Origin of the sequence: Bradyrhizobium huanghuaihaiense, from assembly GCF_025200885.1 — a bacterium.
Taxonomy (GTDB): domain Bacteria; phylum Pseudomonadota; class Alphaproteobacteria; order Rhizobiales; family Xanthobacteraceae; genus Bradyrhizobium; species Bradyrhizobium huanghuaihaiense.
The window spans coordinates 5,461,637-5,484,320 of the sequence record NZ_CP104172.1; the positions used below are offsets into that span (position 1 = coordinate 5,461,637).

Genomic DNA, 22,684 nt, shown 5'->3' on the forward strand with positions numbered 1-22,684 from the left:
TCACATAGGACCATGCCCATTCGTGCGTTGTCGTGAACGGGTCCGTGGGCTATCTGAAGGGGGTCCGGCCCCCTCCAGGCGCCCCGCGAAATCGCGCATTTGCCGGCTTTTCAGGTCGATTCCATGCAAGAACACACCAAATCGTCCACGCTCGAAAACGCTATTGCACTGCAAAAATACGGTGTCGGTCAGCCCGTCCGCCGCAAGGAGGACGACACCCTGGTCCGCGGCAAGGGCCGTTACACCGACGATTTCAACCTGCCCGGCCAGGCCTATGCCGTGGTCGTGCGCTCGACCCACGCCCATGGCGTCATCCGCGGCATCGGCCTTGATGCCGCCAAGGCGATGCCGGGCGTGCTGGGGGTGTGGACCGGCAAGGACCTCGATGCCGCCGGCTATGGTCCCTTCACCTGCGGCCTGCCGCTGAAGAGCCGTGACGGCTCGCCGCTGCTCCAGACCAACCGCCAGCCGCTGGCGACCGACAAGGTCCGCTTCGTCGGCGATCCCGTCGCCTTCGTGGTGGCGGACACGCTGGCCCAGGCGCGCGACGCAGCCGAGGCCGTCGAGCTCGACATCGAGCCGCTGCCGGCGGTGACGGACCCTGAGGAAGCTGCCCAGCCCGGCGCGCCGCAGCTCTACGAGCACATCCCGAACAATGTCGCGCTCGACTACCACTATGGCGACATGGACAAGGTCAATGCGGCCTTCGCTGGCGCCGCCCACGTCACCAGGATCGACATCGAAAACACCCGCGTTGCGGTGGTCTCGATGGAGCCGCGCGTTGGGCTGGCCTCCTACGACAAGAAGACCGAGCGCTACACGCTTCAGGTGCCGACGCAGGGCGTCGCAGGCAACCGCGCCAACCTCGCCAAGAACCTGAAAGTGCCGAACGAGAAGGTGCGCATCCTCACCGCCAATGTCGGCGGCTCCTTCGGCATGAAGAACATCAACTATCCCGAATACATGTGCATCCTGTACGCGGCGAAGGCACTGGGACGTCCGGTGAAGTGGCTCGACGAGCGCTCCACCAGCTTCCTCTCCGACAGCCACGGCCGCGCGCAGAAGATCCATGCCGAGCTCGCGCTCGATGCCGAGGGGCATTTCCTCGCGGCGAAGCTGTCCGGCTACGGCAATCTCGGCGCCTACATCACCGGCGTTGCGCCGGGGCCGCTCTCGCTCAACACCGGCAAGAATTTCTCCAGCGTCTACCGCACGCCGCTGATGGGCGTCGACATCAAGACGGTGCTGACCAACACCACGCTGATGGGCGCCTATCGCGGCGCCGGCCGGCCCGAGGCGAACTATTACATGGAGCGGCTGATCGACCGCGCCGCCGATGAAATGGGCGTCAATCGCCTGACACTGCGCAAGCGCAACTTCATCAAGCAGACCCAGATGCCGTTCGCGGCGTCCTCCGGCGTCACCTATGACAGCGGCGACTTCCAGGCCGTGTTCAGCAAGGCGCTCGACATCTCCGACCACGAGAATTTTGCCAAGCGCAAGAAGGAGAGCAAGAAGGCCGGCAAGCTGCGCGGCATCGCCGTCGGCTCCTATCTCGAGGTCACCGCGCCGCCGAGCCCTGAGCTCGGCAAGATCGTGTTCGACGCTGACGGCACCGTGCAGCTCATCACCGGCACGCTCGATTACGGTCAGGGCCATGCCACGCCGTTCGCGCAGGTCCTGTGCGAGCAGCTAGGGGTGCCCTTCGAGAGCGTGAAGCTGGTGCAGGGCGACAGCGACATCGTCCACACCGGCAACGGCACCGGCGGCTCGCGCTCGATCATGGCCAGCGGCCAGGCCATTGTGGGGGCCGCCAAGCTCGTCATCGAAAAAGGCAAGCGCGCGGCCGCGCATATGCTGGAGGCGTCCGAAGCCGACATCGAGTTCGCCGACGGCAGCTTTACGATCGCCGGCACCGACCGCAGCATCGACATCATGGAGCTCGCCAGGAAGCTGCATGACGGCAAGGTGCCGGATGGCGTGCCCGACTCGCTCGACGTCGACCACACCAGCGAGCCGGTCGCCTCCGCATTCCCGAACGGCTGCCACGTCGCCGAGGTCGAGATCGACCCGGAGACCGGCGTGGTGCAGATCGTGCGCTACAGCGCCGTCAACGATTTCGGCACGGTGATCAATCCGCTGCTGGTCGCAGGCCAGCTCCACGGCGGCGTGGTCCAGGGCATCGGCCAGGCGCTGATGGAGCATGTCCGCTACGACGAGAGCGGCCAGCCGATCACGGGCTCGCTGATGGACTACGCCCTGCCCCGCGCCGAGGACGTGCCCTTCATGGCGGTCGGCGACCACCCCGTGCCCGCCACGACCAACCCGCTCGGCAGCAAGGGCTGCGGCGAAGCCGGCTGCGCCGGCAGCCTGTCGACCGTGGTGAACGCCGTGCTCGACGCCCTCTCCGACTACGGCATCAAGCACATCGACATGCCGCTGACCCCGGAACGGGTGTGGCGCGCGATCCAGGATGCGAAGGGCCAGGCGGCCTAGGGCAGCTCCGCGACCGTGGCAACGCCGGGGGCTTCGACTGGCGTTTCGAAAGCGATCACTTGATCGCCGTTTCGGCGGCGATCAACTCTTTTCCGTCCGTGGTCGCGATCGTTAGCCGTATCTTTTCCCCGCCGCGGCCGTCGGCAATCGCTGCCGAGATGCGATTTCCGTTGCTCGGATCGGCGCTCACGACCCCGCTGAACAGAGCCGTGTCACCCTGTTTCAACGTGACAAGCAACGGGATGGCCGGTTCGATGCTGAAGAACTCGACAACGGCGCGAGACGCCTCGGCCGAGAAATTGATCAGGATTTTCTCGTTTGCATGCGTCACGTTGCTCATGCCGACGGTCGGGCTGTAGGTTTCCGGAATCGACACCTCACTGCGTGCGGGAAAGTCTGTGCTGTGGAAGAACTGGTCCGACACGCCCGCCCATAATTCGACATACGGCCGCCACTCGTTCGGATCCTTCCGGGCATCGGTTTCGCCGGTGAGCGACGGAAATCCCCACGTCCACATTTTCAAGCCTCGCGTGAGGGTATTGTCCGCAATGCGAATAATTCCTTCTGCATTGTCATGGTTGATGACGCCCCAGAAATTCCCGCCCTGCATATCTGGTGCAGCATAGGCGATGCCCATCGTTGGCCAATTCTTGAAGTACCGCAGGTTTTCAAAGCGCCGCCTGCCCATACCCGCGCTCTCGTCGCCGTCTGCCAGATTGGTCGACCAGGCAGGCGTCGTGTAAGTTCGGATCGGCGCGATGATTTCGGCGCCGCCCGTTGCCCTGGGATTTTTCGGCTCCGATCCCGGAGCGAGCGTCGTGCACGTCCAGTACTCGTATTGGACGGCCTCGTCGTTCGGATTCTTCAGCACCACGCGCGCATCGAGTGCGGCACGATCGGCCTTCAGTGTAACGTAGTAGTTCGCCTCGATGCCGGTCGCGCCCCTGAACTTGCTGGGCCGCGCGGAATAGTCGAAGTCATCCTGGAACGACATCACGACCGTGACTTCGTCGGCGCCCTCCTTCACCACCCGAAAAGCCCACGGCTTCAGCCAGGTCTTGCCGTGCTCGGCATCCGGGAACGTTGGGAAGATTCCGCCGTACACCATCAGCCAGTCGTAGTAGAAATTTCCGGCCTTCACGCCGTAAGGCACCCCGACTTCCGTTCGATAAAGCTGCTCGTGGCCAGTCGGCTTGTAGACCATGGAAAGAATACGCCCTCCGAATTCGGGCACGAGCGTTACCTTCAGATACCGGTTCTCAAGCACGTAGGATTTGAAACTGTGTTCGACGATCATGCTTTTGTCGAGCGACCCGCTGACAAAGCCATTCTCCGCATCGACGGCGAACTTGGCGGTGCTCCACGTCGTCGTCTGCTCGCTGAGCGACACGCTATCGGGCACCGGTGCGGCGGCATGCACGACGCAAAGCGCATGGAGCGACAAAAGGAGCGCTATTCCGAAACAAACGAGGGCACGCAAGGAAACCTCAATTGGTATTCAGGCCGCCGCCTGCTCGCGCGGCTGGTAGATTGCGATGTGCTGGCAGTGGGCGAGCGCCGTGGTGCCGTTGGCGACGACCAGCGCGTCGAGCTCGACGAAGCGGTGGCCCTTCTTCTCGTAGTTCGCCGTGACCTTCGCGCGCGCGGTGATCTCGTCGCCGGCGCGTACAGGCGACAGTAGCTGCATGCGGCTGCCGACGTGGATCCACGGGCCCAAAATGGTGTTGTCGACGAGGACGCGGTTCATGACCCGCTGGATCAGGCCGGGATGGCCGACGTGCTCGCGCGCGAAGATCGGGTCGGTCTCCCTGATGTCGGCGAGATACTCGCTCGCCGCCTGACCGGCCCAGCGGCGCGGCGCCGTTCCGAGCCACTTGCCGGTCTCGAAGCTGGCGGGGCTGACCGGCTTGCGCTCGGCGATCGCGGGGACTTCGACATAGTCACTCAGCGATATCGCTGGCAGGGCTGCCGGCAGCGACGCAGTCCCGGTGGCACAGAGCGTGGTGCGGCTGAACACCTCGATCGTCAGCAGGCCATTGTGCTCGGTGGCGTCGACATCGGCAGCCTCGCCGTCATAGACCGGCTTGATGAAGCGCGCCTCGACCAGCCCACGGCTTAGGAAGTCGCGGCCCCAGCGCGCCACCGGAACGTGCATCATATAGGCGAAGACATCGACGCCGGGGACCAGCCCGCCCTCGAAGCCGAAGCGGCGAGCCACCGTGTCGTCGTGCATCTTGTTTTCGGACTGTTTTGCGGTGTTGTGGGCCTCGACACGGTAGGTTTCGAGCCGGTTCGGCATGGCTGGCCTTCCCAAATTTCTTGTTGTTTCGGGCCCGATCGTAGGGTCCGGGGAACAGCGGTCAATCCCCTCGCCTTTGCGGCCCGAATGGGGTACCACGCGGCGAAATGACCGAGACCCCCACCCGCATCTATGTCGACGCCGACGCCTGTCCGGTGAAGGACGAAATCTACCGCGTCGCGATCCGGCACGGCGTGCCCGTGAGCGTGGTCGCCGGCAATTTCATCCGCGTGCCGCAGGACCCGTTGATCGAGCGGATCGCGGCCGGCGCAGGCATGGATGCGGCCGACGACTGGATCGCCGAGCGGGCCAAGCCCGGCGACGTCGTCATCACCGCGGACATCCCGCTCGCAAGCCGCTGCGTGAAGGCTGGCGCCGATGTCATCGCCCCGAACGGCAAGCCGTTCACCGAGGAGTCGATCGGGATGACGCTGGCGGTGCGCAACCTGATGACAGATTTACGCTCGGCCGGCGAAGTCACCGGCGGCCCGCGATCGTTCGCGCCGCGCGACCGGTCCGCCTTCCTTTCGGCGCTCGACCAGACGCTGCGCCGGATCCAGCGCCGCCGCACTGACGCGGCCGCAACGAGCCAGAATTTGAGTCAAGGCTGATCATGGCGCCGCCGCTGATCCAACTGAAAGACATCAGGCTGACTTTTGGCGGCACACCGCTGCTGTCGGGCGTCGAGCTCAATGTCGCGCCAGGCGAGCGCGTCTGCCTGATCGGCCGCAACGGCTCGGGCAAGTCGACGCTGCTCAGAATCGCCGCGGGCCTCGTCGAGCCCGACGGCGGCACGCGCTTCGTGCAGCCCGGCGCGACCGTCCGCTATCTGCCGCAGGAGCCTGATTTCGGCGACCACAAGACTACGCTCGCCTATGTCGAGGCGGGGCTTGCGCCCGGCGACGATCACCATCAGGCCCGCTATCTCCTGGAGCAGCTCGGGCTCACTGGCGAGGAGAACCCGCACAACCTCTCCGGCGGCGAGGCGCGCCGCGCGGCGCTCGCCTGCGTGCTGGCGCCCTCGCCTGACATCCTGCTGCTGGACGAGCCCACCAACCATCTCGACCTCTCCACCATCGAGTGGCTGGAGCAGGAGCTCGACAGCCGACGCAGCGCGCTGGTGCTGATCAGCCACGACCGCCGCTTCCTCACCAATCTCTCGCGCGCGACGGCCTGGCTCGACCGCGGCAGGATCAAGCAGATCGACCGCGGCTTTGCCTCGTTCGAGGCCTGGCGCGACGAGGTGCTCGCGGAAGAAGAGCGCGACCAGCACAAGCTCGACCGCAAGATCGTCGACGAGGAGCACTGGCTGCGCCACGGCGTCTCGGGTCGGCGCAAGCGCAACGTCAAGCGGCTCGCCAATCTTCACGAGCTACGCGCCCAGCGCCGCAACTATCGTGGCACCGCCGGCACCGCCAGTCTCGCGGCGGCGGAAGCCGAGCAATCCGGCAAGCTGGTGATCGAGGCCAAGGGCATCACCAAGACCTATGGCGAGCGGAAAATCGTCGAGAACTTTTCGACCCGCATCCAGCGCGGCGACCGGCTCGGCATCATCGGCCCGAACGGCGCCGGCAAGACCACGCTGGTCAATCTGCTCACCGGCGGCGCGCAGCCGGATTCCGGCATCGTGCGGTTGGGGGCCAATCTGGAGACGGCCACGCTCGACCAGCATCGCGAAAGCCTCGATCCCAAGTCGACGCTGGCCGAGGCCCTGACCGGTGGCCGTGGCGATCAGATCATGGTCGGCGGCAGGCCCAAGCATGTCGTCGGCTACATGAAGGACTTCCTGTTTGCGCAGGAGCAGCGCGGCACACCGGTGGAGGTGCTCTCCGGCGGCGAGCGTGGCCGCCTGATGCTGGCGCGCGCGCTGGCAAAGCCCTCGAATCTTCTGGTGCTGGACGAGCCGACCAACGATCTCGATCTCGAGACCCTCGACGTGCTCGAGGAGATGCTCGGCGACTACGACGGCACCGTGATCCTGATCAGCCATGACCGCGACTTCCTCGACCGCGTCGTCACCTCCGTGATCGCGCCTGAGGGCAACGGCAAGTGGATCGAATATGCCGGCGGCTACAGCGACATGCTGAGCCAGCGTGGTGCTGACCTCAAGCGCGAGACAGCGAAGGCGCAACCGGCGGCCGAGAAGAAAGAGGAGCGCGCCCCTGCTCCGTCGTCGGCGCCGAAACGGAAGCTGAGCTTCAACGAGAAGCACGCGCTGGAAACCTTGCCGAAGAAGATGGAAACGCTTCACGCCGATATTGCAAAATTGCAGCGTGTGCTCGACGATCCCAACCTCTACGCCAAGGATCGCAAGAAGTTCGACGACACCTCGGCCGCGATCGCCAAGGCGCACGAGGAATTATCCGCCGCCGAAGAGCGCTGGCTCGAACTCGAAATGCTTCGCGAAGAGATAGAACAGGCTTAACTTGTAGGATGGGTAGAGCGCAGCGAAACCCATCGCACAAAGGGATCGGGTTACTGATGGGTTTCGCTTCGCTCTACCCATCCTACGGGTCCGAAAACAGAGAGATCACATGACCACTTCCCTCGCCGCAAAAATCGCCCGTGAATACGGCACGCCCTGCGCCGTGATCGATATGGACAGGGTCGAGCGCAACATCGCGCGCATCCAGAAAGCCTGCGACGACGCCGGCATCGCCAACCGTCCCCACATCAAGACGCACAAGAACCCGACCATCGCCAAGATGCAGGTCGCGGCGGGCGCCAAGGGCATCACCTGCCAGAAGATCGGCGAGGCCGAGATTATGGCCAATGCCGGCATCGACGACATCCTGATCAGCTACAACCTGCTGGGCGAGGAGAAGATGGCGCGTCTCGGCGCGCTGAATGCCAAGACCAACATGACTGTGGCGGCCGACAATTCGACTGTCGTTGCCGGTCTGCCGAAGGCCGCCGCGGCCTCGGGCCGTCCGCTCTCGGTCGTCGTCGAATGCGACACGGGGCGCAAGCGCGCCGGTGTCGAGACGCCGGCCGAGGCGATTGCGCTGGCGCGCGAGATCGCCGCGTCCAAGGGATTGGAGTTTGCCGGCTTCATGCTCTACCCGACCGAGACTGGCTGGGCAGACGCACAAAAATTCTACGACGAAGCGCTGGCCGGCGTGCGCGCGCACGGGCTCGATGCCAAAATCGTCTCAACCGGCGGCACGCCGAACCTCGTCAACATTGGCAAGCTCAAGGGCGGCACCGAGCATCGCTTCGGCACCTACATCTACAACGACCGCATGCAGGTCGCGGCCGGCTCGGCCACGTGGGACGACTGCGCGCTGCACATCTATTCGACCGTGGTCAGCCGCGCCGCGCCCGAGCGCGGCATTCTCGATGCCGGATCGAAGACGTTGACCACCGACACCGGCGGCCTCGACGGCCACGGCCTGATCCTGGAGCATCCCGAGGCCAAGATCGCGAAATTCGCCGAGGAGCACGGCTTCCTCGACCTCTCCCGCAGCAACACGCGCCCGAATGTCGGCGATGTCGTGCGCATCGTGCCGAACCACGTCTGCGTCGTCGTCAACATGATGGACGAGGTGGTGATGGTGCGCGGCGAGGAGATCATCGGCACGCTGCCGGTGGCGGCACGGGGAAAGTTGCGCTAGGCGGTTCCGCTCCCACGGCCGTCATTGCGAGGAGCTCTTGCGACGAAGCAATCCAGACTACCTCCGAGTAGGGATTCTGGATTGCTTCGCTGCGCTCGCAATGACGGTGGTTAGCGGTTGAGCCACTCCAGCGCACCCCTGCCCGCGGCAGCGCCCGTCGCAAACGAGGCCTGCAACAGATAGCCGCCGGTCGGCGCTTCCCAATCCAGCATCTCGCCGGCAGCGAACACGCCGGGCAGTTTGTGCAGCATGAAGCCGTCGTCGAGCTCGTCGAAGCTGATCCCGCCCGCGGTCGAGATCGCGCGGTCGATCGGCGCGACACCGGTGAGCTGAACCGGAATGGCGTTGATCAGCTGCGCGAGCTCGGCCGGCGAGAACGCGGCCAGCGGACGGCCGGAGGCGATCGCGGTTTCCTGCATCAAGCCGATTCCGACCGGCGACAATTGCGCCGCCTTGCGCAGGAAATTCGCCAGCGATTGCTTGCCGCGCGTGCCTGACAGCCGCGTGGTCAGCGCGGCGGCGTCGAGGTCGGGACGCAAGGCGATCATCAGCGTCGCCTGCCCGAGACCTAGCACCGCCTCGCGCAGCTCCGACGAGAGTGCATAGATCGCGCCGCCTTCGATGCCGCTACGGGTGATCATGGCCTCGCCGCGCACCGTGTGCGCGCCGATCGTCAGCGCCACGCCCTTGAGCGGCTGGCCTTCGAAACGGTCGCGGAACACATCGGACCATGCGACCGTGAAACCGGAATTGGCTGGCCGCAGTTTTGAGACGGCAATGCCTTTGGCGGCGAGGATATCGACCCAGCCACCGTCCGAGCCCAGGCGTGGCCAGCTTGCGCCGCCGAGCGCGAGCACGGTGGCGCGAGCGGCTACGGCCGATGGGCCATGGGGTGTTTGAAACAGCAGCCGCCCATCGCCGTCCCAGCCGGTCCAGCGGTGGCGAAAGGCGAACCGGACGCCGGCGGCATCGAGCCGCCGCAGCCAGGCGCGCAGCAGCGGAGACGCCTTGAATGCTTTCGGAAACACCCGCCCGCTGGTGCCGACAAAGGTCGGCTCGCCCAAGGCCTCGCTCCAGGCCCGCAATGCGTCGGGTGAAAATGCCTCGATCGCCGCTTGCAGCTTCGGCGCCGCCTCGCGGTAGCGTGCCATGAACTGCGGCAGCGGCTCGCTGTGGGTGAGGTTGAGCCCGCCGCGACCGGCCATCAGGAATTTGCGGCCCGCGGACGGCATGCCGTCATACACCGTGACGCGGGCACCGCCTTGCGCCAGCACCTCCGCCGCCATCAGCCCGGCGGGACCGGCACCGATGACGGCGACGTCGGTCAGAGCTTGATCCCCGCCCGCGCTGCGGCCTGCGCCACGTACTTCTGCGTCTGCTCGAACGCGCCCTGCAGCGCCTTGGCCTTCGACATGTCGCTGATCTCGGCGAAATGCGCGGCGACCGCATCGGGCGTCCATTCGGACTCCGGCAGGTTGATCCCTTCGCTCTCCACAATCTTGATCACGGCGAAGGAGCCGGCGCCGGCGCCCATGATGGTGCGGGTCGGTGCGTCCTCGCTCAGCATGTACTCGACCGCGGGCGTGATCGCGTTCGGCTTCATCAGCTGCAGCGCCTGCGGCGGCAGCAGTTCTTCGGTCATGCGGGTCGCCGCGGTCGGCGAGATGATGTTGACGCGGATGTTGGTCTTGCGGCCTTCCTCGGCCAGCACGTTCATCAGGCCGACCATGCCGGATTTCGCCGCGCCGTAATTGGCCTGACCGAAATTGCCGTAGAGGCCGGAGGACGAGGTCGTCAGCACGATGCGGCCGTAATTGCGGTCGCGCATGCCGGCCCAGGCCGCCTTGCAGCAATAGAAGGTGCCGACGAGATGCACGTCCAGTACCTTCTGGAAATCGGCGGCCTCCATCTTGCCGAACGACTTGTCGCGGAGGATGCCGGCATTGGCGCACAAGAGGTCGACGCTGCCCCACTCCTTGGTGGCGCGCTCGACCATGGCGGTGACCTGCTCGAAATTGGACACGTCCGCGCCGTCGGCCATCGCGGTGCCGCCCGCTTTACGGATCTCCTCGACCACGGCCTCCGCCGGCGACAGCGATCCGCCGGTGCCGTCACGCGCGCCGCCGAAATCGTTGACCACGACCTTGGCGCCGCGGCTCGCCAGCCCCAGCGCATGCGCCTTGCCGAGACCATTGCCCGCGCCGGTGACGATGGCGACGCGTCCGTCGAACCTGATTGCCATGAGTGCGTTTCCTAGATGTTAGACTGTCAGGGCGCCGAGCCTTGACCCGGCCATCTATCAAAATCGACAGGCTTTTGAGCAGCGATGGGTTGCCGGGTCAAGCCCGGCAACGACGCCTCAGGTCAGGCGAAATAGATCAGGCCAAGCCAGTCGGCGACCAGCGCGGGCTTGTCCTCGCCCTCGATCTCGACCGTCACGTTGGTACGGGACTGCAACTCATTGGGCTTGCGGAGCTTGGCTTCCGCCAGCACGAAGCGGCCGCGGACGCGCTTGCCGGAGCGCACCGGCGAGATGAAGCGCAGCTTGTCGAAGCCGTAATTCACGCCCATCGTGGTGCCGGCGATCACGGGCATCACCTCGTACGACATGATCGACAGCAGCGACATCGTCAGAAAACCGTGCGCGATGGTGGTGCCGAACGCGGTTTCCTTCTTCGCCCGTTCAGGATCGACGTGGATGAACTGGTGATCCTCGATCACGTCGGCATAGGTGTCGATGCGGGGCTGGTCGATCAGGTGCCACGAGGACACGCCGATCTCCTTGCCGACCATGGCCTGATAGGCCTCGAGCGCAATCGGCGGCTTCTTCCAGATTTCGTTCACTTAGGTCTCACTCCGTGTTTTCGGCAGCTCCGGAAAATCCTCCTCACGGAATTCCCGGCCGCGCAGCGGATCGCCGCGATCGTCGTCGCGTTCGAGCCGTCGTAGCTGCACGCGGCGGATTTTGCCAGAGATCGTCTTCGGCAGCTCGGTGACGATTTCGAGGCGACGGATGCGCTTGAACGGCGCCAGACGCGTGTGCAGGTGCTTGAAGATCGACAGCGCGGTCTCCGGCGAGCGTTCCGCGCCCGAAGTCAGCAGCACGAACGCTTTGGGAATCGCGAGCCGGATCGGATCGGGGCTCGGCACCACCGCGGCTTCCGCGACAAGCTCGTGCTCGAGCAGCACGCTCTCCAGCTCGAACGGGCTGATGCGATAGTCCGAGGATTTGAACACGTCGTCGGAACGGCCGACGAAGGTGAGATAGCCGTCCGTGTCTTCGAACACGACGTCGCCGCTACGATAGAGTGCACCTTCGGCGCCGGACAATTTGCCGTCGTCGCCCTGATAGCCCTGCATCAGGCCGGCGGGACGGTCATCGTCCAGCACCAGGGTCACCTCGCCTTCCCTCGCGGGGTTGCCGTCGGCATCGCTGATCTGCACGCGATAGCCCGGCAGCGGCCGGCCCATCGAGCCGACCTTGATGGGCTGCCCCGGCGAGTTGCCGGCGAGCGCGGTCGTCTCGGTCTGGCCGTAGCCGTCGCGGATGGTGAGGCCCCAGGCGGCCTGCACCTGGTCGATGACTTCGGGGTTGAGCGGCTCGCCGGCGCCGCAGACTTCGCGAAGAGCCACCTTGAACGAGGCCAGGTTCTCCTGGATGAACAGCCGCCACACCGTCGGCGGTGCGCACAGCGTGGTGACGCCGCAGCGGCCGATGGTGGCGAGCAGAGCCTTGGCGTCGAAGCGCGGCTGGTTGACCACGAACACGGTCGCGCCCGCATTCCACGGCGCGAAGAAACAGCTCCAGGCATGCTTGGCCCAGCCGGGTGAAGAGATGTTGAGATGGACGTCGCCGGGCTTCAGGCCGATCCAGTACATCGTCGAGAGATGGCCGACGGGGTAGCTGCGCTGGCTGTGCCGGACGAGTTTTGGTTTGGCTGTCGTGCCCGAGGTGAAATAGAGCAGCATCGGATCGTCGGCATGGGTCGGTCCGTCGGGTGTGAATTCTTCCGACGCCTTTGTCGCCTCGTCGTAAGCGAGCCAGCCGTCAGAGGCCGCGCCAACCACAATACGCACGACATTCTCGGCGCCCAGGCTTGCGAATTTGGCGACCTGATCCTGCGCGGCAACGACCGCCTTCGCCTTGCCGCGATCGAGCCGGTCACGCAGTTCGTCGGCGGTGAGCAGCGTGGTTGCGGGAATCACGACGACGCCGAGCTTCATCGCGGCGAGCATCGTCTCCCACAGCGGAACCACATTGCCGAGCAGCAGCAGAAGATGATCGCCGCGCCTCAGGCCCTGCGCGCGGAGAAAGTTCGCGACCTGGTTGGAGCGGCGCGACAGCGCCGCAAAGGACAGTTTTGTCTGTTTGTCCTGCGCAGCATCGACGATCCAGAGCGCGGGACGGTCCTTTGCTTCGGCATCCTCCGCGAGCTCATCGAACCAGTCGAGCGCCCAGTTGAAGGGAGCCGGATCGGGCCAGCGGAAGCCTTTGACCGCCGTCTCGTAGTCCGTGCGGTGAGCCAGAAGAAACGCGCGTGCGTCCTGAAATGTCGTCATGGTCCCGGGCCCGTCGATTGACGTTCGAGCGTAGCCCGGATGGAGCGAAGCGCAATCCGGGGCCGGTCGCGCCATTGAAAGAGCTGTCCCGGATTTCGCTTCGCTTCATCCGGGCTACAAGCGAAGGCTATTTTCCGGCCAGTTCTCTAACGTGCTTGATAATTCCGGAAAAATCCACCCCGCCCTGCCCGGCGGCGTCGAAAGACTGATAGATCTCCTGCGCATGCTTGCCGAGCGGCGTGGCCGCGCCCGCGGCCTTGGCGGCGTCCTGCGCCAGGGTCAGATCCTTCACCATCAGCGCCGAGGCAAAGCCCGGCTTGTAGTCGTTGTTGGCCGGCGAGGTCGGCACTGGACCTGGAACCGGGCAATAGGTCGTGAGCGACCAGCACTGGCCCGAGGAGGTCGAGGCGACGTCGAACAGCGCCTGATGCGAGAGCCCGAGCTTTTCGCCGAGCGCAAAGGCTTCGCTGACCGCGATCATGGAAATGCCGAGGATCATGTTGTTGCAGATCTTTGCGGCTTGCCCCGCGCCGGCGCCGCCGCAATGCACGATCTTCTTGCCCATGTTTTCGAGCACGGGCTTTGCCGCCGCAAATGCCTTGTCGTCGCCGCCGCACATGAAGGTGAGCGTCGCCCCCTTGGCGCCGCCGGTGCCGCCGGAGACCGGCGCATCGACCGAAAGCACGCCACTCTTGACGGCAAGCGCGTGCGCCTGGCGCGCGCTCTCGACGTCGATGGTGGAGCTGTCGATGATCAGCGCGCCCTTGGCCATGGCGGGCACGACCTCGTTCCAGACGCCGAGCACGTGCTTGCCTGCGGGGAGCATCGTGACGACGACATCGGCACCCTTCACCGCCCCCGCGGCGCTGTCGGCAATGCCGGCGCCGTCGGCCTTGGCCTGGTTGCGCGAGGCCTCGACGAGATCGAACGCCACCACCTTGTGGCCGGCCTTGACGAGGTTAGCGGCCATCGGGCCGCCCATGTTGCCGAGACCGATGAATGCGATCGTGGCCATTGTCGTTTCCTCCGCTGTCGCGTTGTTAGTTGAACTTCAGCTCATCAGTGCCGATCTCGGCGAGATACGGCGCAAGCATGTCCGGCGTCACATCTTCGATCCGCGGCGGCGACCAGGTCGGATTGCGGTCCTTGTCGATCACGGCGGCGCGGACGCCTTCGCGGAAATCGTCGCTGCGGAAGACTTCCAGCGCGGCGCGATATTCGCGCACCAGGCATTCTTCCAGGCTCGACGATTTGCGTGCGAGGCGCAGCAGCTTCAGCGTCACCACCATGCCGCGCGGCGATTTTTCGTTGAGCGTCTTCAGCGTAGCCTGCGCGAAATCGGAACCGTCACGCTTGAGCGCCGCGACGATGTCCTCCATCCGATCGAAGCCGAACAGCGCGTCAATGATCGGCTCCTTCGCCGCCACCGGCCCCGCGGTCTCGCCGGTCGCAAAGCCGCTGATGAGCTTGCCGACCTCGGCGGCTGTCGCACCGGAACGGACCCTCGTCAGCGCCGCGCGCAGCTCGGGCAGTTTCGTTGCGGGCACCACCCAATCGGCGAATTTCGCATGGATCGCATCCGGCCCGTTCATGGTCTGGCCGGTGAGGCCAAAATAGGTGCCGATCTCGCCCGGCGAGTGCGACAACAAATAGGTGCCGCCAACATCGGGGAAAAAGCCGAGCCCGACCTCGGGCATCGCAAGCTTGGTGCGATCCGTGACGACGCGATGGCTGGCATGCGCGGACAAGCCGACGCCGCCACCCATCACGATGCCGTCCATGAAGGCGACATAGGGTTTTGGGAATTTCTTGATCCGGGCATTGAGGATGTATTCCTCGCGCCACAGGATCTTGCCGAGGTCGCCATTAACCTTCGAGCTCTCCCAGAGCGTGCGGATGTCGCCACCGGCACACAGGCCGCGCTCGCCGGCGCCTTCCAGCACGATCACACTGACAGCAGGATCGGCCTCGAAGCGATCGAGCGCCTTCTCGATGTCGCGAAACATCTCCAGCGTGACGGCGTTGATCGCCTTGGGACGGTTGAGCCGGATGATGCCGGCGGCGCCCTCGACGCGGGCGACCAGATCGCCCTCTTCCACGCCACTCATCGCGCGCCCTCGATCAGTTTGCGCGCCACGATGAGCCGCATGATTTCATTGGTGCCTTCGAGGATCTGGTGCACGCGCAGATCGCGCACGATCTTCTCGATGCCGTACTCGCTGAGGTAACCGTAGCCGCCGTGAAGCTGCAGCGCATGGTTGGCGACCTCGAAGCCGACATCGGTGCCGAAGCGTTTTGCCATTGCGCACAGCATGGTGGCGTCCGGATCTTTCCGGTCCAGCGCCGCCGCAGCACGCCACAGGAAAGTGCGCGCGGCCTCCAGCTCGATCGCCATGTCGGCGAGCTTGAATTGCAATGCCTGGAATTCGTCGAGCCGCTTTCCAAACGCCTTGCGCTCCTTCATGTAGGCGCGCGCCTTGTCGAGCGCAGTTTGGGCACCACCAAGAGAACACGCCGTGATGTTGAGCCGGCCGCCGTCGAGACCGGCCATCGCGATCTTGAAGCCGACGCCCTCTTCGCTGAGCCGGCCGGCGACGGGCACGCGGGCGTTCTCGAACATCACCGCGCGGGTCGGCTGCGCGTTCCAGCCCATCTTGCGCTCGTTGGCGCCGAAGGAGACGCCCGGCGTCTTGCCGTCGATGACAAGCGTCGAGATACCGCCGGGGCCGTCGCCGCCGGTCCTGACCATTGCGACCAGAATGTCGGTGCCACCCGCGCCGGAGATGAACTGCTTCTGGCCGTTGAGGACGTAATGGTCGCCGTCACGCACCGCGCGGGTGCGCAGCGCCGCCGCGTCCGAGCCGGCGCCCGGCTCGGTCAGGCAGTAGCTCGCGATCAGCTCCATGGTGCAGAGCTTCGGCAGCCATTGATGGCGCTGGGTGTCGCTGCCGAAGGCATCGATCATCCAGCTCGCCATGTTGTGGATGGAGATGAAGGCCGAGGTGGTCGGGCAGCCCGTCGCCAGCGCCTCGAAGATCAGCGCCGCGTCGAACCGTGTCATGGCGGAGCCGCCGACATCCTCGCGGATGTAGATGCCGCCCATGCCGAGCGTTGCGGCCTCGCGCATGACGTCGACGGGGAAATGCTTCTCCTCGTCCCAGCGCAGCGCGTGCGGCGCGATCTTCTCCGCCGCAAACGCCAACGCCATGTCGCGAACCGCGACCTGATCCTCGTTTAGAGCGAACTGCATGCCGGGCTGCTCACTGTTCTCGTCATTGCGAGGAGCGAAGCGACGAAGCAATCCAGAGTCTTTCCGCAGTGACAGTCTGGATTGCTTCGCTGCGCTCGCAATGACGGGCTGGGCTACAGCCTTACTTCATCAGCGGGATCGAGAACTCCGCACCTTCCTTGACGCCGGACGGCCAGCGCGAGGTCACCGTCTTGGTCTTGGTGTAGAAGCGGACCGAGTCCGGACCGTGCTGGTTGAGATCGCCGAAGCCCGACTTCTTCCAGCCGCCGAAGGTGTAATAGGCGATCGGCACCGGGATCGGCACGTTGATGCCGACCATGCCGACATTGACCTTGGCCGCGAAGTCGCGCGCGGCGTCGCCGTCGCGGGTGAAGATGGCAACGCCGTTGCCGTAGTCATGGTCCGACGGCAGCGCCAGCGCTTCCTTGTAGTCGTGCGCACGCACGACCGAGAGCACCGGGCCGAAGATCTCTTCCTTGTAGATCCGCATGTCCTTGGTGACGTTGTCGAACAGCGAACCGCCGAGATAGAAGCCGTTCTCGTAGCCCTGCATCTTGAAGCCGCGGCCGTCGACGGCGAGCGTTGCGCCTTCCTTGATGCCGATGTCGATGTAGCCTTTGACCTTCTCGACCGCCTCGCGCGTGACCAGCGGACCGTAATCGGCCGACGGATCGATCGAGGTGCCGATCTTGAGGCTCTCGACGCGCGGGATCAGCTTTTCCATCAGGCGGTCGGCGGTGGACTTGCCGACGGGGACCGCGACCGAGACGGCCATGCAGCGCTCGCCGGCCGAGCCGTAGCCGGCGCCAATCAGCGCGTCCACGGCCTGATCCATGTCGGCGTCCGGCATGATGATGGCGTGGTTCTTGGCGCCGCCAAAACACTGGCAGCGCTTGCCGGTCTGGGCTGCGCGCTCATAGATGTACTGCGCGATCGGCGTGGAGCCGACGAAGCCGACGGCCTTGATATCGGGATCGTCGAGGATGGCGTCGACCGCTTCCTTGTCGCCATTGACGACGTTGAGGATGCCGGCCGGCAGGCCCGCTTCCATCATGAGTTCTGCCAGCAGCATCGGCACGCCGGGGTCGCGCTCGGACGGCTTCAGGATGAAGGCGTTGCCGCAGGCAATGGCGGGGGCGAACTTCCACATCGGGATCATGGCCGGGAAATTGAACGGCGTGATGCCGGCGACGACGCCGAGCGCCTGGCGCATCGAATAGATGTCGATGCCGGGGCCGGCGCCCTCGGTGTATTCGCCCTTCATCAGGTGCGGGATACCGCAGGCGAATTCCGCGACTTCGAGGCCGCGCTGGATGTCGCCCTTGGCGTCCGGCACGGTCTTGCCGTGCTCGCGGGCGAGCAGCTCGGCGAGCTTGTCGTAGTCGCGCTGCACCAGCTCGACGAATTTCATCATGACGCGGGCGCGGCGCTGCGGGTTGGTCGCGGCCCATTCCGGCTGCGCGGCGCGGGCATTCTCGACGGCGGCGCGGACCTCGGCCTTGGAGGCCAGCGCCACCTTGGCCTGCACGTCGCCGGTCATCGGCTCGAAAACGTCGGCGGTGCGGCCAGAGGTGCCCTTGACCTCCTTGCCACCGATGAAATGTCCGATTGAACGCATGGAATGGTCTCCTTCAGGCCGAGCGTGGTCGCTTTGACAAATCCTATTGACCTGCATTTTATAGGATTCAAGTCTGAGATAATGCACCATAGATGTGCGAAAATGCTGGATCAAGGTAGCATCGACTGGGACGACTTTCGCTTCGTGCTGGCCATCGTGCGGGGCGGCTCGGTCTCGGCTGCGGCAAAACAGCTCGGCGTCGACCATGCCACGGTGATCCGCCGGGTCGACCGGCTGGAGAAGCACCTCTCGGCCAAGCTGTTCGACCGGCGCAAGACCGGCTACCTCCTCACCGAGGCCGGCCAGCGCGTCGCCGACAGCGCCGAAGCGATGGAATCGACCATTGTCGCCAACCAGGAACAGGTCGGCGGCTCCGTGGCGCGGCTGACCGGGACGGTGCGGATCGGTGCGCCTGATGGCTTCGGCACCGCGTTCCTGGCGCCGCGGCTGGCGCCGTTCGCCGACCGGTATCCCGATCTCGATCTGCAACTTGTGGCTACCGCGCGGTTGTTCAGTCTCTCCAAGCGCGAGGCCGACATTGCGATCAGCCTGACCATGCCGAAGGAAGGCCGCATCGTCGGCCGTAAGCTGCTCGACTACCGCCTCGGGCTTTACGCCGCCCCCGCCTATCTCGACCGCTTCCCTGAGATCACCTCCCGGCAGGATTTGGTACAGCACCGCTTCGTCGGCTACATCGAGGAGCTCTTGTTCACGCCGGAGCTCGACTATCTGCCGCAGGTGTCGCCACGCATCTCCGCCCGCTTCCGCAGCGCCAACCTGATCGCGCAGCTCAACGCCACGCTGTCAGGCTTCGGCATCGCCGTGCTGCCGCATTTCATGGCGAGCGATTACCCGAAGCTCGTCGCGGTGCTGCCGGAGGAGATTTCGATCACGCGAACGTTCTGGATGCTGATGCACGCCGACAGCAAGGACCTGGCTCGGATCAGGGCGGTGGCGGATTACATCTCCGAGATCGTGGAGCGCGAGCGGGCGCTGTTTGCGGGAAGATGAGCACCGCTCTCGTAGGGTGGGTTAGCCGAAGGCGTAACCCAGGCGTAATCCACCTCTTCTGTCTCCACGGACAAACACAGTGGTGGGTTACGCCAAGCGAATGCGCTTCGCTCAATCGCATGGCTAACCCACCCTACGGCATCTCGCCTAGTTCTGCTTCTTCCTGGCCGGTGCAGCCTTCACCGGCTCACGCTTCACGCCGCCCAGCGCGCTGTCCCGCCCCGCCTTCAGCACCTCGTCCGACAATTCGCTGGAGCCGGCAATGCGAGCAAGCAGCATGGTGCCGGCCATCGTCGCCAGCGTCGCGATCGCCTGCTTGCGCGCCGCCTTGCGCGGCTGGTTCGGGACGTAGTCGGTCATCATCTCGATCATCTCGTCGAGCTTGCCGGCAAACGCTTTGCGCGTCTTCGGACTCTCGCGGGCGATCTCGGCGCCGAGCGAAGGGATCGAACAGCCGTGGCCGGGATTGTCGCGGTGCAGCGCCGAGAGATAGGCCTCGGCGATCAGCGCCAGCCGCTTCTCGGGCGAGGCCTCGCCGGTGATCTTGCGCCAATGCTCCATCGAGCGGTCCATGGCATAGGCAAAGGCCTCGATCACCAGCGCCTCGCGGGAATCGAAATGCGCGTAGAAACCGCCATGGGTCAGGCCCGCCTCCTTCATGAGGTCGGCGACGCCGATGCCGTGCGCGCCCTTTTCGCGCAGCCGCACCGAGGCCTTCTTCACGATGCGGTCGTGGGTTTCCTGCTTGTGTTCCCGGGAATAGCGCATGGACGTCTCATTGCATGTCGGAGATCATCTCATAACACAGGAATGGACCGGACGGTGAATTAATTCGTGTTCAGACATTCCCGATCATGGAAAAGGTTGCAGTTGCATGGACCGCGAGCGCCCCCTTGCCGTCGCGGACGAAACCTTCGGTGTAGCTGGTCTGGCGCCCCAGCTTGATGATCTTGCCTTCGGCCGAGATCGGCCCGGAACGTACCGACAGCGGGCGCAGAAACGTCATTTTCAGGTCGAGGGTCACGGACGACTGCCCCGCTTCCAGCCGGGTCGAGATCGCGCATCCCATGGCGGTGTCGATCAGGGCGGCGGCGGTCGCGCCGTGCAGCAGACCGATGGTATTTTCGAGATCCTCGCGCGGCTCCAGTTCCATGACGATCCGGCCGGGCTCGACCACGGCCATGGTGAAGCCGATCAGTTTTGCGAACGGCGGTGGCGGCAGGCGGCCATCGCGAATGCCGAGCATGGCGTCCATGCCTGACAGGCCCATGGCCACCTTGGCAACCGGCGCAGGCACCTGCCAGTTCACCACGCGCTCGCGCCGCTGCGCCGGCGAAAACAGGTCGAGTTGATCGATATCGGTCATGGCGGCCTCTTTGTATTATATACGTCATACTATGCCACGGACTTCGTGCTGGCAACTCCACCGGCCCTGCCCGCTTGACAAGCAGCACGTTTCGGCTCGGAAGTGACGCCGACCGGCGCGCATCGCGCCTATCCACGAAACCTTCGAGAACCACGATGGAAATGCTCAACAACCACTGCGGCGTGACGCGCGATGCGCGCGGCGTCGTCCATGTCGCGATCTGCAACGCCGGCCCGCTGAATATCCTGGGGTCGCCGGTGACCGAGGCGGTGCGCGAAGGCCTGCAGCAGCTCAGCTCCGACCGCAGCATCCGCGCCGTGGTGCTGCGCGGCCAGAGCGAGAAGAGCATGATCGGCGGCGCCGACATCAAGGAGATGGCCAGGCTCGACCAGAAATCGGCAGAAGCCTTCATCAGCCGACTGCGCGATCTCTGCGAGGCCGTGCGCCAGTTCCCTGCCCCGGTAATTGCGCGCATGCCCGGCTGGTGCCTCGGCGGCGGGCTCGAGGTCGCGGCCGCCTGCGATTTCCGCATCGCCGCGCACGACGCGCATTTCGGCATGCCGGAGGTCCGCGTCGGCATCCCCTCGGTGATCCATGCCGCGCTGCTGCCCCGCCTGATCGGCTGGGCCCGCGCGCGCTGGCTGGTGATGACGGCGGAGAACATCGACGCAGCCACCGCGCTGGCCTGGGGACTGATCGACAAGGTCGCATCCCCGAACGGGCTTGATGCGGAGATCGAGCACCTGGTGAAGGCCTTGCTCGAATGCGGCCCCGAGGCGCTGCGATCGCAGAAGGCGCTGCTGCGGCAGTGGGAGGAATTGCCGCTGACCGAGTCGGTGAACCTCAGCGTGAAGGTGTTCGGCGAGTCGTTTTTGACGGACGAGCCGACGCGGTTGATGGGCGCGTTTGTGAACCGGAAGCGGTAGGCCTGCCCTCGGTGTCGTCCCGGCGAAGGCCGGGACCCATAACCCCAGGGAGGGGTTGCTACGCGAGCTGGTAACTAAGGGTCTTCGCCAAACTTTGCCCTGTGGCTATGGGTCCCGGCCTTCGCCGGGACGACGTCGGAGGGGGCCTTCCGACTCGCATCAACAAATCTCATGCGAACCGCAAGATTTTCTCATCCCAGCCGCGGTTGCATTTTTTGCGCCGCATCATATGATGATCATAATCTTACACGTCATCGCCAGGGAGCCCCATTATGGCCGAAGCCGCCGATCCCGTCGTCATCGTCTCCGCCGCCCGCACGCCGCTCGGCCGTTTCATGGGCGAATTGTCGCCACTCCCCGCGCACAAGCTCGGCTCGCACGTGATCGGGGCGGCGCTGGAACGCGCAAACCTCGCGCCTGAGAAAGTCGACGAGGTCTTCATGGGCTGCGTGCTGCCGGCCGGACAAGGCCAGGCGCCGGCGCGCCAGGCGGCACGTAGCGCCGGTTTGCCAGACGCCACCGGCGCCACCACCGTCAACAAGGTCTGCGGCTCCGGCATGAAGGCGACCATGCTGGCGCACGACATCATCCGCGCCGGCTCGGCCGATATCGTCGTCTCCGGCGGCATGGAGAGCATGAGCAACGCGCCCTATCTGCTGGCCAGGGCGCGCGGAGGCTATCGCGTCGGCCACGATCGCATCATCGACCACATGATGATGGACGGGCTGGAGGACGCCTACGAGACCGGCCGCTCCATGGGCGATTTCGGCGAAGCGACCGCGGAAGCCTATCAGTTCACCCGCAAGGACCAGGACGCCTACGCGATGGAGACGCTCAGCCGCGCCCGCAAGGCGGTCGAGGGCGGCGCGTTCAAGGCGGAGATCGCGCCGATCACGCTGACCGAGAAGGCAGGTCCCCGCATCATCGCCAACGACGAGCATCCGCTGAAGGTCGACCCCGCAAAGATCCCCGGGCTGAAGCCGGCGTTCCGCGCCAACGGCACCATCACGCCGGCGGCCTCCTCCGCCAATGCTGATGGCGCTGCCGCGCTGGTGCTGACGAAGCGCTCGCTCGCCGACCGCAATGGCCTGCCTGTTCTCGCCGAGATCAAGGGCCATGCCACCCACAGCCAGGAGCCGCAATGGTTCACGACGGCGCCGATCCCGGCGATCCGCAAGCTGCTCGACAAGGTCGGCTGGAGCGCGGGCGATGTCGACCTGTTCGAGATCAACGAGGCTTTTGCCGTGGTGGCGATGGCGGCGCAGCGCGATCTCGGCATTCCCCGCGACAAGCTGAACGTCAACGGTGGCGCCTGCGCGCTCGGCCATCCCATCGGCGCGACCGGCGCCCGGCTGATCGTGACGCTGCTGCATGCGCTGGAGGCGCAAAACCTCAAGCGCGGCATCGCAGCGCTCTGCATCGGCGGTGGCGAAGCCACCGCGATCGCGGTGGAGCGCCCGACGCACTAGCGCCCAATGTCCGAAATTGAGGGAAGTCTGGCATTTCAGACTTCCCTCAGCTGTGTCAGATTGCAACGATGGCGC

At 65.3% G+C, this 22,684-nt stretch carries 19 protein-coding genes; 7 read left to right on the forward strand and 12 right to left on the reverse strand.

The features are described from left to right. Positions 1-123: 123 nt before the first annotated feature. Entirely contained in the window at positions 124-2,496 is a 2,373-nt protein-coding gene (locus N2603_RS26315; RefSeq protein ID WP_260384423.1) for a xanthine dehydrogenase family protein molybdopterin-binding subunit, read from the forward strand. Between the two features lie 55 nt (positions 2,497-2,551). On the opposite strand, the gene N2603_RS26320 is transcribed toward N2603_RS26315, so the two are convergent. Further along, positions 2,552-3,976, reverse strand: coding sequence for a DUF5107 domain-containing protein (locus N2603_RS26320; protein WP_260384424.1), 1,425 nt, complete (start codon positions 3,974-3,976; stop codon positions 2,552-2,554). An 18-nt stretch (positions 3,977-3,994) separates the two neighbouring features. Beyond that, positions 3,995-4,795 (reverse strand): MaoC family dehydratase N-terminal domain-containing protein, encoded by an 801-nt coding sequence (locus N2603_RS26325; RefSeq protein WP_260384425.1) that lies wholly within the window; start codon positions 4,793-4,795, stop codon positions 3,995-3,997. 107 nt (positions 4,796-4,902) lie between these two features. On the opposite strand from N2603_RS26325, the gene N2603_RS26330 reads away from it, so the two are divergent. From N2603_RS26330 to N2603_RS26340, 3 genes are all read left to right on the forward strand, one after another. After that, positions 4,903-5,406 carry a YaiI/YqxD family protein gene (locus N2603_RS26330; protein WP_260384426.1) on the forward strand — a complete coding sequence of 168 codons (504 nt, stop codon included), beginning with the start codon at positions 4,903-4,905 and terminating at the stop codon, positions 5,404-5,406. Between the two features lie 2 nt (positions 5,407-5,408). After that, positions 5,409-7,220, forward strand: coding sequence for an ABC-F family ATP-binding cassette domain-containing protein (locus N2603_RS26335; RefSeq protein WP_260384427.1), 1,812 nt, complete (start codon positions 5,409-5,411; stop codon positions 7,218-7,220). Between the two features lie 109 nt (positions 7,221-7,329). Then, positions 7,330-8,409, forward strand: coding sequence for a D-TA family PLP-dependent enzyme (locus N2603_RS26340; RefSeq protein WP_018645761.1), 1,080 nt, complete (start codon positions 7,330-7,332; stop codon positions 8,407-8,409). A gap of 110 nt (positions 8,410-8,519) precedes the next feature. On the opposite strand, the gene N2603_RS26345 is transcribed toward N2603_RS26340, so the two are convergent. From N2603_RS26345 to N2603_RS26380, 8 genes are all read right to left on the reverse strand, one after another. Next, complete coding sequence (locus tag N2603_RS26345) at positions 8,520-9,695, reverse strand: BaiN/RdsA family NAD(P)/FAD-dependent oxidoreductase (protein ID WP_260384428.1); 1,176 nt, start codon at positions 9,693-9,695, stop codon at positions 8,520-8,522. 38 nt (positions 9,696-9,733) lie between these two features. Further along, the gene (locus tag N2603_RS26350) at positions 9,734-10,651 is read right to left on the reverse strand and encodes an SDR family NAD(P)-dependent oxidoreductase (RefSeq protein WP_260384429.1); all 918 of its coding nucleotides are present in this window, start codon (positions 10,649-10,651) and stop codon (positions 9,734-9,736) included. A gap of 122 nt (positions 10,652-10,773) precedes the next feature. After that, the gene (locus N2603_RS26355; protein ID WP_018645758.1) at positions 10,774-11,253 is read right to left on the reverse strand and encodes a MaoC family dehydratase; all 480 of its coding nucleotides are present in this window, start codon (positions 11,251-11,253) and stop codon (positions 10,774-10,776) included. Then, complete coding sequence (locus N2603_RS26360; RefSeq protein ID WP_260384430.1) at positions 11,254-12,969, reverse strand: AMP-binding protein; 1,716 nt, start codon at positions 12,967-12,969, stop codon at positions 11,254-11,256. Between the two features lie 127 nt (positions 12,970-13,096). Then, positions 13,097-13,984 (reverse strand): 3-hydroxyisobutyrate dehydrogenase, encoded by an 888-nt coding sequence (gene mmsB / locus N2603_RS26365; protein WP_260384431.1) that lies wholly within the window; start codon positions 13,982-13,984, stop codon positions 13,097-13,099. 25 nt (positions 13,985-14,009) lie between these two features. Beyond that, positions 14,010-15,077, reverse strand: a complete 1,068-nt coding sequence (locus N2603_RS26370) for an enoyl-CoA hydratase/isomerase family protein (RefSeq protein ID WP_260384432.1) — start codon at positions 15,075-15,077, stop codon at positions 14,010-14,012. After that, positions 15,074-16,219, reverse strand: coding sequence for an isobutyryl-CoA dehydrogenase (locus tag N2603_RS26375; RefSeq protein WP_260384433.1), 1,146 nt, complete (start codon positions 16,217-16,219; stop codon positions 15,074-15,076). Before N2603_RS26375 ends, N2603_RS26370 begins: the two co-directional genes overlap by 4 nt. 121 nt (positions 16,220-16,340) lie before the next feature. Continuing rightward, positions 16,341-17,837, reverse strand: coding sequence for a CoA-acylating methylmalonate-semialdehyde dehydrogenase (locus tag N2603_RS26380; RefSeq protein WP_260384434.1), 1,497 nt, complete (start codon positions 17,835-17,837; stop codon positions 16,341-16,343). Positions 17,838-17,939: 102 nt separating this feature from the next. Here N2603_RS26380 and N2603_RS26385 point away from each other — a divergent pair, with 102 nt between their 5' ends. Beyond that, on the forward strand, positions 17,940-18,848 hold the full coding sequence (locus N2603_RS26385) for a LysR family transcriptional regulator (RefSeq protein ID WP_260384435.1): 909 nt from the start codon (positions 17,940-17,942) through the stop codon (positions 18,846-18,848). Positions 18,849-18,995: 147 nt separating this feature from the next. Here N2603_RS26385 and N2603_RS26390 read toward each other — a convergent pair whose 3' ends face one another. Further along, positions 18,996-19,616, reverse strand: coding sequence for a TetR/AcrR family transcriptional regulator (locus N2603_RS26390; RefSeq protein ID WP_260384436.1), 621 nt, complete (start codon positions 19,614-19,616; stop codon positions 18,996-18,998). 70 nt (positions 19,617-19,686) lie between these two features. After that, positions 19,687-20,214: a PaaI family thioesterase gene (locus N2603_RS26395; protein WP_260384437.1), complete on the reverse strand. Its 528-nt coding sequence runs from the start codon at positions 20,212-20,214 to the stop codon at positions 19,687-19,689. A 155-nt stretch (positions 20,215-20,369) separates the two neighbouring features. Here N2603_RS26395 and N2603_RS26400 point away from each other — a divergent pair, with 155 nt between their 5' ends. Beyond that, positions 20,370-21,140, forward strand: coding sequence for an enoyl-CoA hydratase (locus N2603_RS26400; RefSeq protein ID WP_260384438.1), 771 nt, complete (start codon positions 20,370-20,372; stop codon positions 21,138-21,140). Positions 21,141-21,412: 272 nt separating this feature from the next. Further along, a complete protein-coding gene (locus N2603_RS26405; protein WP_260384439.1) occupies positions 21,413-22,609 on the forward strand; it encodes an acetyl-CoA C-acyltransferase in 1,197 nt (398 codons plus the stop codon). The last annotated feature ends 75 nt before the right edge of the window (positions 22,610-22,684 follow it).

Coding starts and splice junctions, on each gene's coding strand:
- N2603_RS26370 (WP_260384432.1), bottom strand. CDS start 15,077: ATGAGTGGCGTGGAAGAGGGCGATCTGGTCGCCCGCGTCGAGGGCGCC.
- mmsB (WP_260384431.1), bottom strand. CDS start 13,984: ATGGCCACGATCGCATTCATCGGTCTCGGCAACATGGGCGGCCCGATG.
- N2603_RS26405 (WP_260384439.1), top strand. CDS start 21,413: ATGGCCGAAGCCGCCGATCCCGTCGTCATCGTCTCCGCCGCCCGCACG.
- N2603_RS26335 (WP_260384427.1), top strand. CDS start 5,409: ATGGCGCCGCCGCTGATCCAACTGAAAGACATCAGGCTGACTTTTGGC.
- N2603_RS26380 (WP_260384434.1), bottom strand. CDS start 17,837: ATGCGTTCAATCGGACATTTCATCGGTGGCAAGGAGGTCAAGGGCACC.
- N2603_RS26385 (WP_260384435.1), top strand. CDS start 17,940: ATGCTGGATCAAGGTAGCATCGACTGGGACGACTTTCGCTTCGTGCTG.
- N2603_RS26350 (WP_260384429.1), bottom strand. CDS start 10,651: ATGGCAATCAGGTTCGACGGACGCGTCGCCATCGTCACCGGCGCGGGC.
- N2603_RS26330 (WP_260384426.1), top strand. CDS start 4,903: ATGACCGAGACCCCCACCCGCATCTATGTCGACGCCGACGCCTGTCCG.
- N2603_RS26340 (WP_018645761.1), top strand. CDS start 7,330: ATGACCACTTCCCTCGCCGCAAAAATCGCCCGTGAATACGGCACGCCC.
- N2603_RS26360 (WP_260384430.1), bottom strand. CDS start 12,969: ATGACGACATTTCAGGACGCACGCGCGTTTCTTCTGGCTCACCGCACG.
- N2603_RS26375 (WP_260384433.1), bottom strand. CDS start 16,219: ATGCAGTTCGCTCTAAACGAGGATCAGGTCGCGGTTCGCGACATGGCG.
- N2603_RS26325 (WP_260384425.1), bottom strand. CDS start 4,795: ATGCCGAACCGGCTCGAAACCTACCGTGTCGAGGCCCACAACACCGCA.
- N2603_RS26395 (WP_260384437.1), bottom strand. CDS start 20,214: ATGACCGATATCGATCAACTCGACCTGTTTTCGCCGGCGCAGCGGCGC.
- N2603_RS26345 (WP_260384428.1), bottom strand. CDS start 9,695: ATGGCGGCGGAGGTGCTGGCGCAAGGCGGTGCCCGCGTCACGGTGTAT.
- N2603_RS26400 (WP_260384438.1), top strand. CDS start 20,370: ATGGAAATGCTCAACAACCACTGCGGCGTGACGCGCGATGCGCGCGGC.
- N2603_RS26390 (WP_260384436.1), bottom strand. CDS start 19,616: ATGCGCTATTCCCGGGAACACAAGCAGGAAACCCACGACCGCATCGTG.
- N2603_RS26315 (WP_260384423.1), top strand. CDS start 124: ATGCAAGAACACACCAAATCGTCCACGCTCGAAAACGCTATTGCACTG.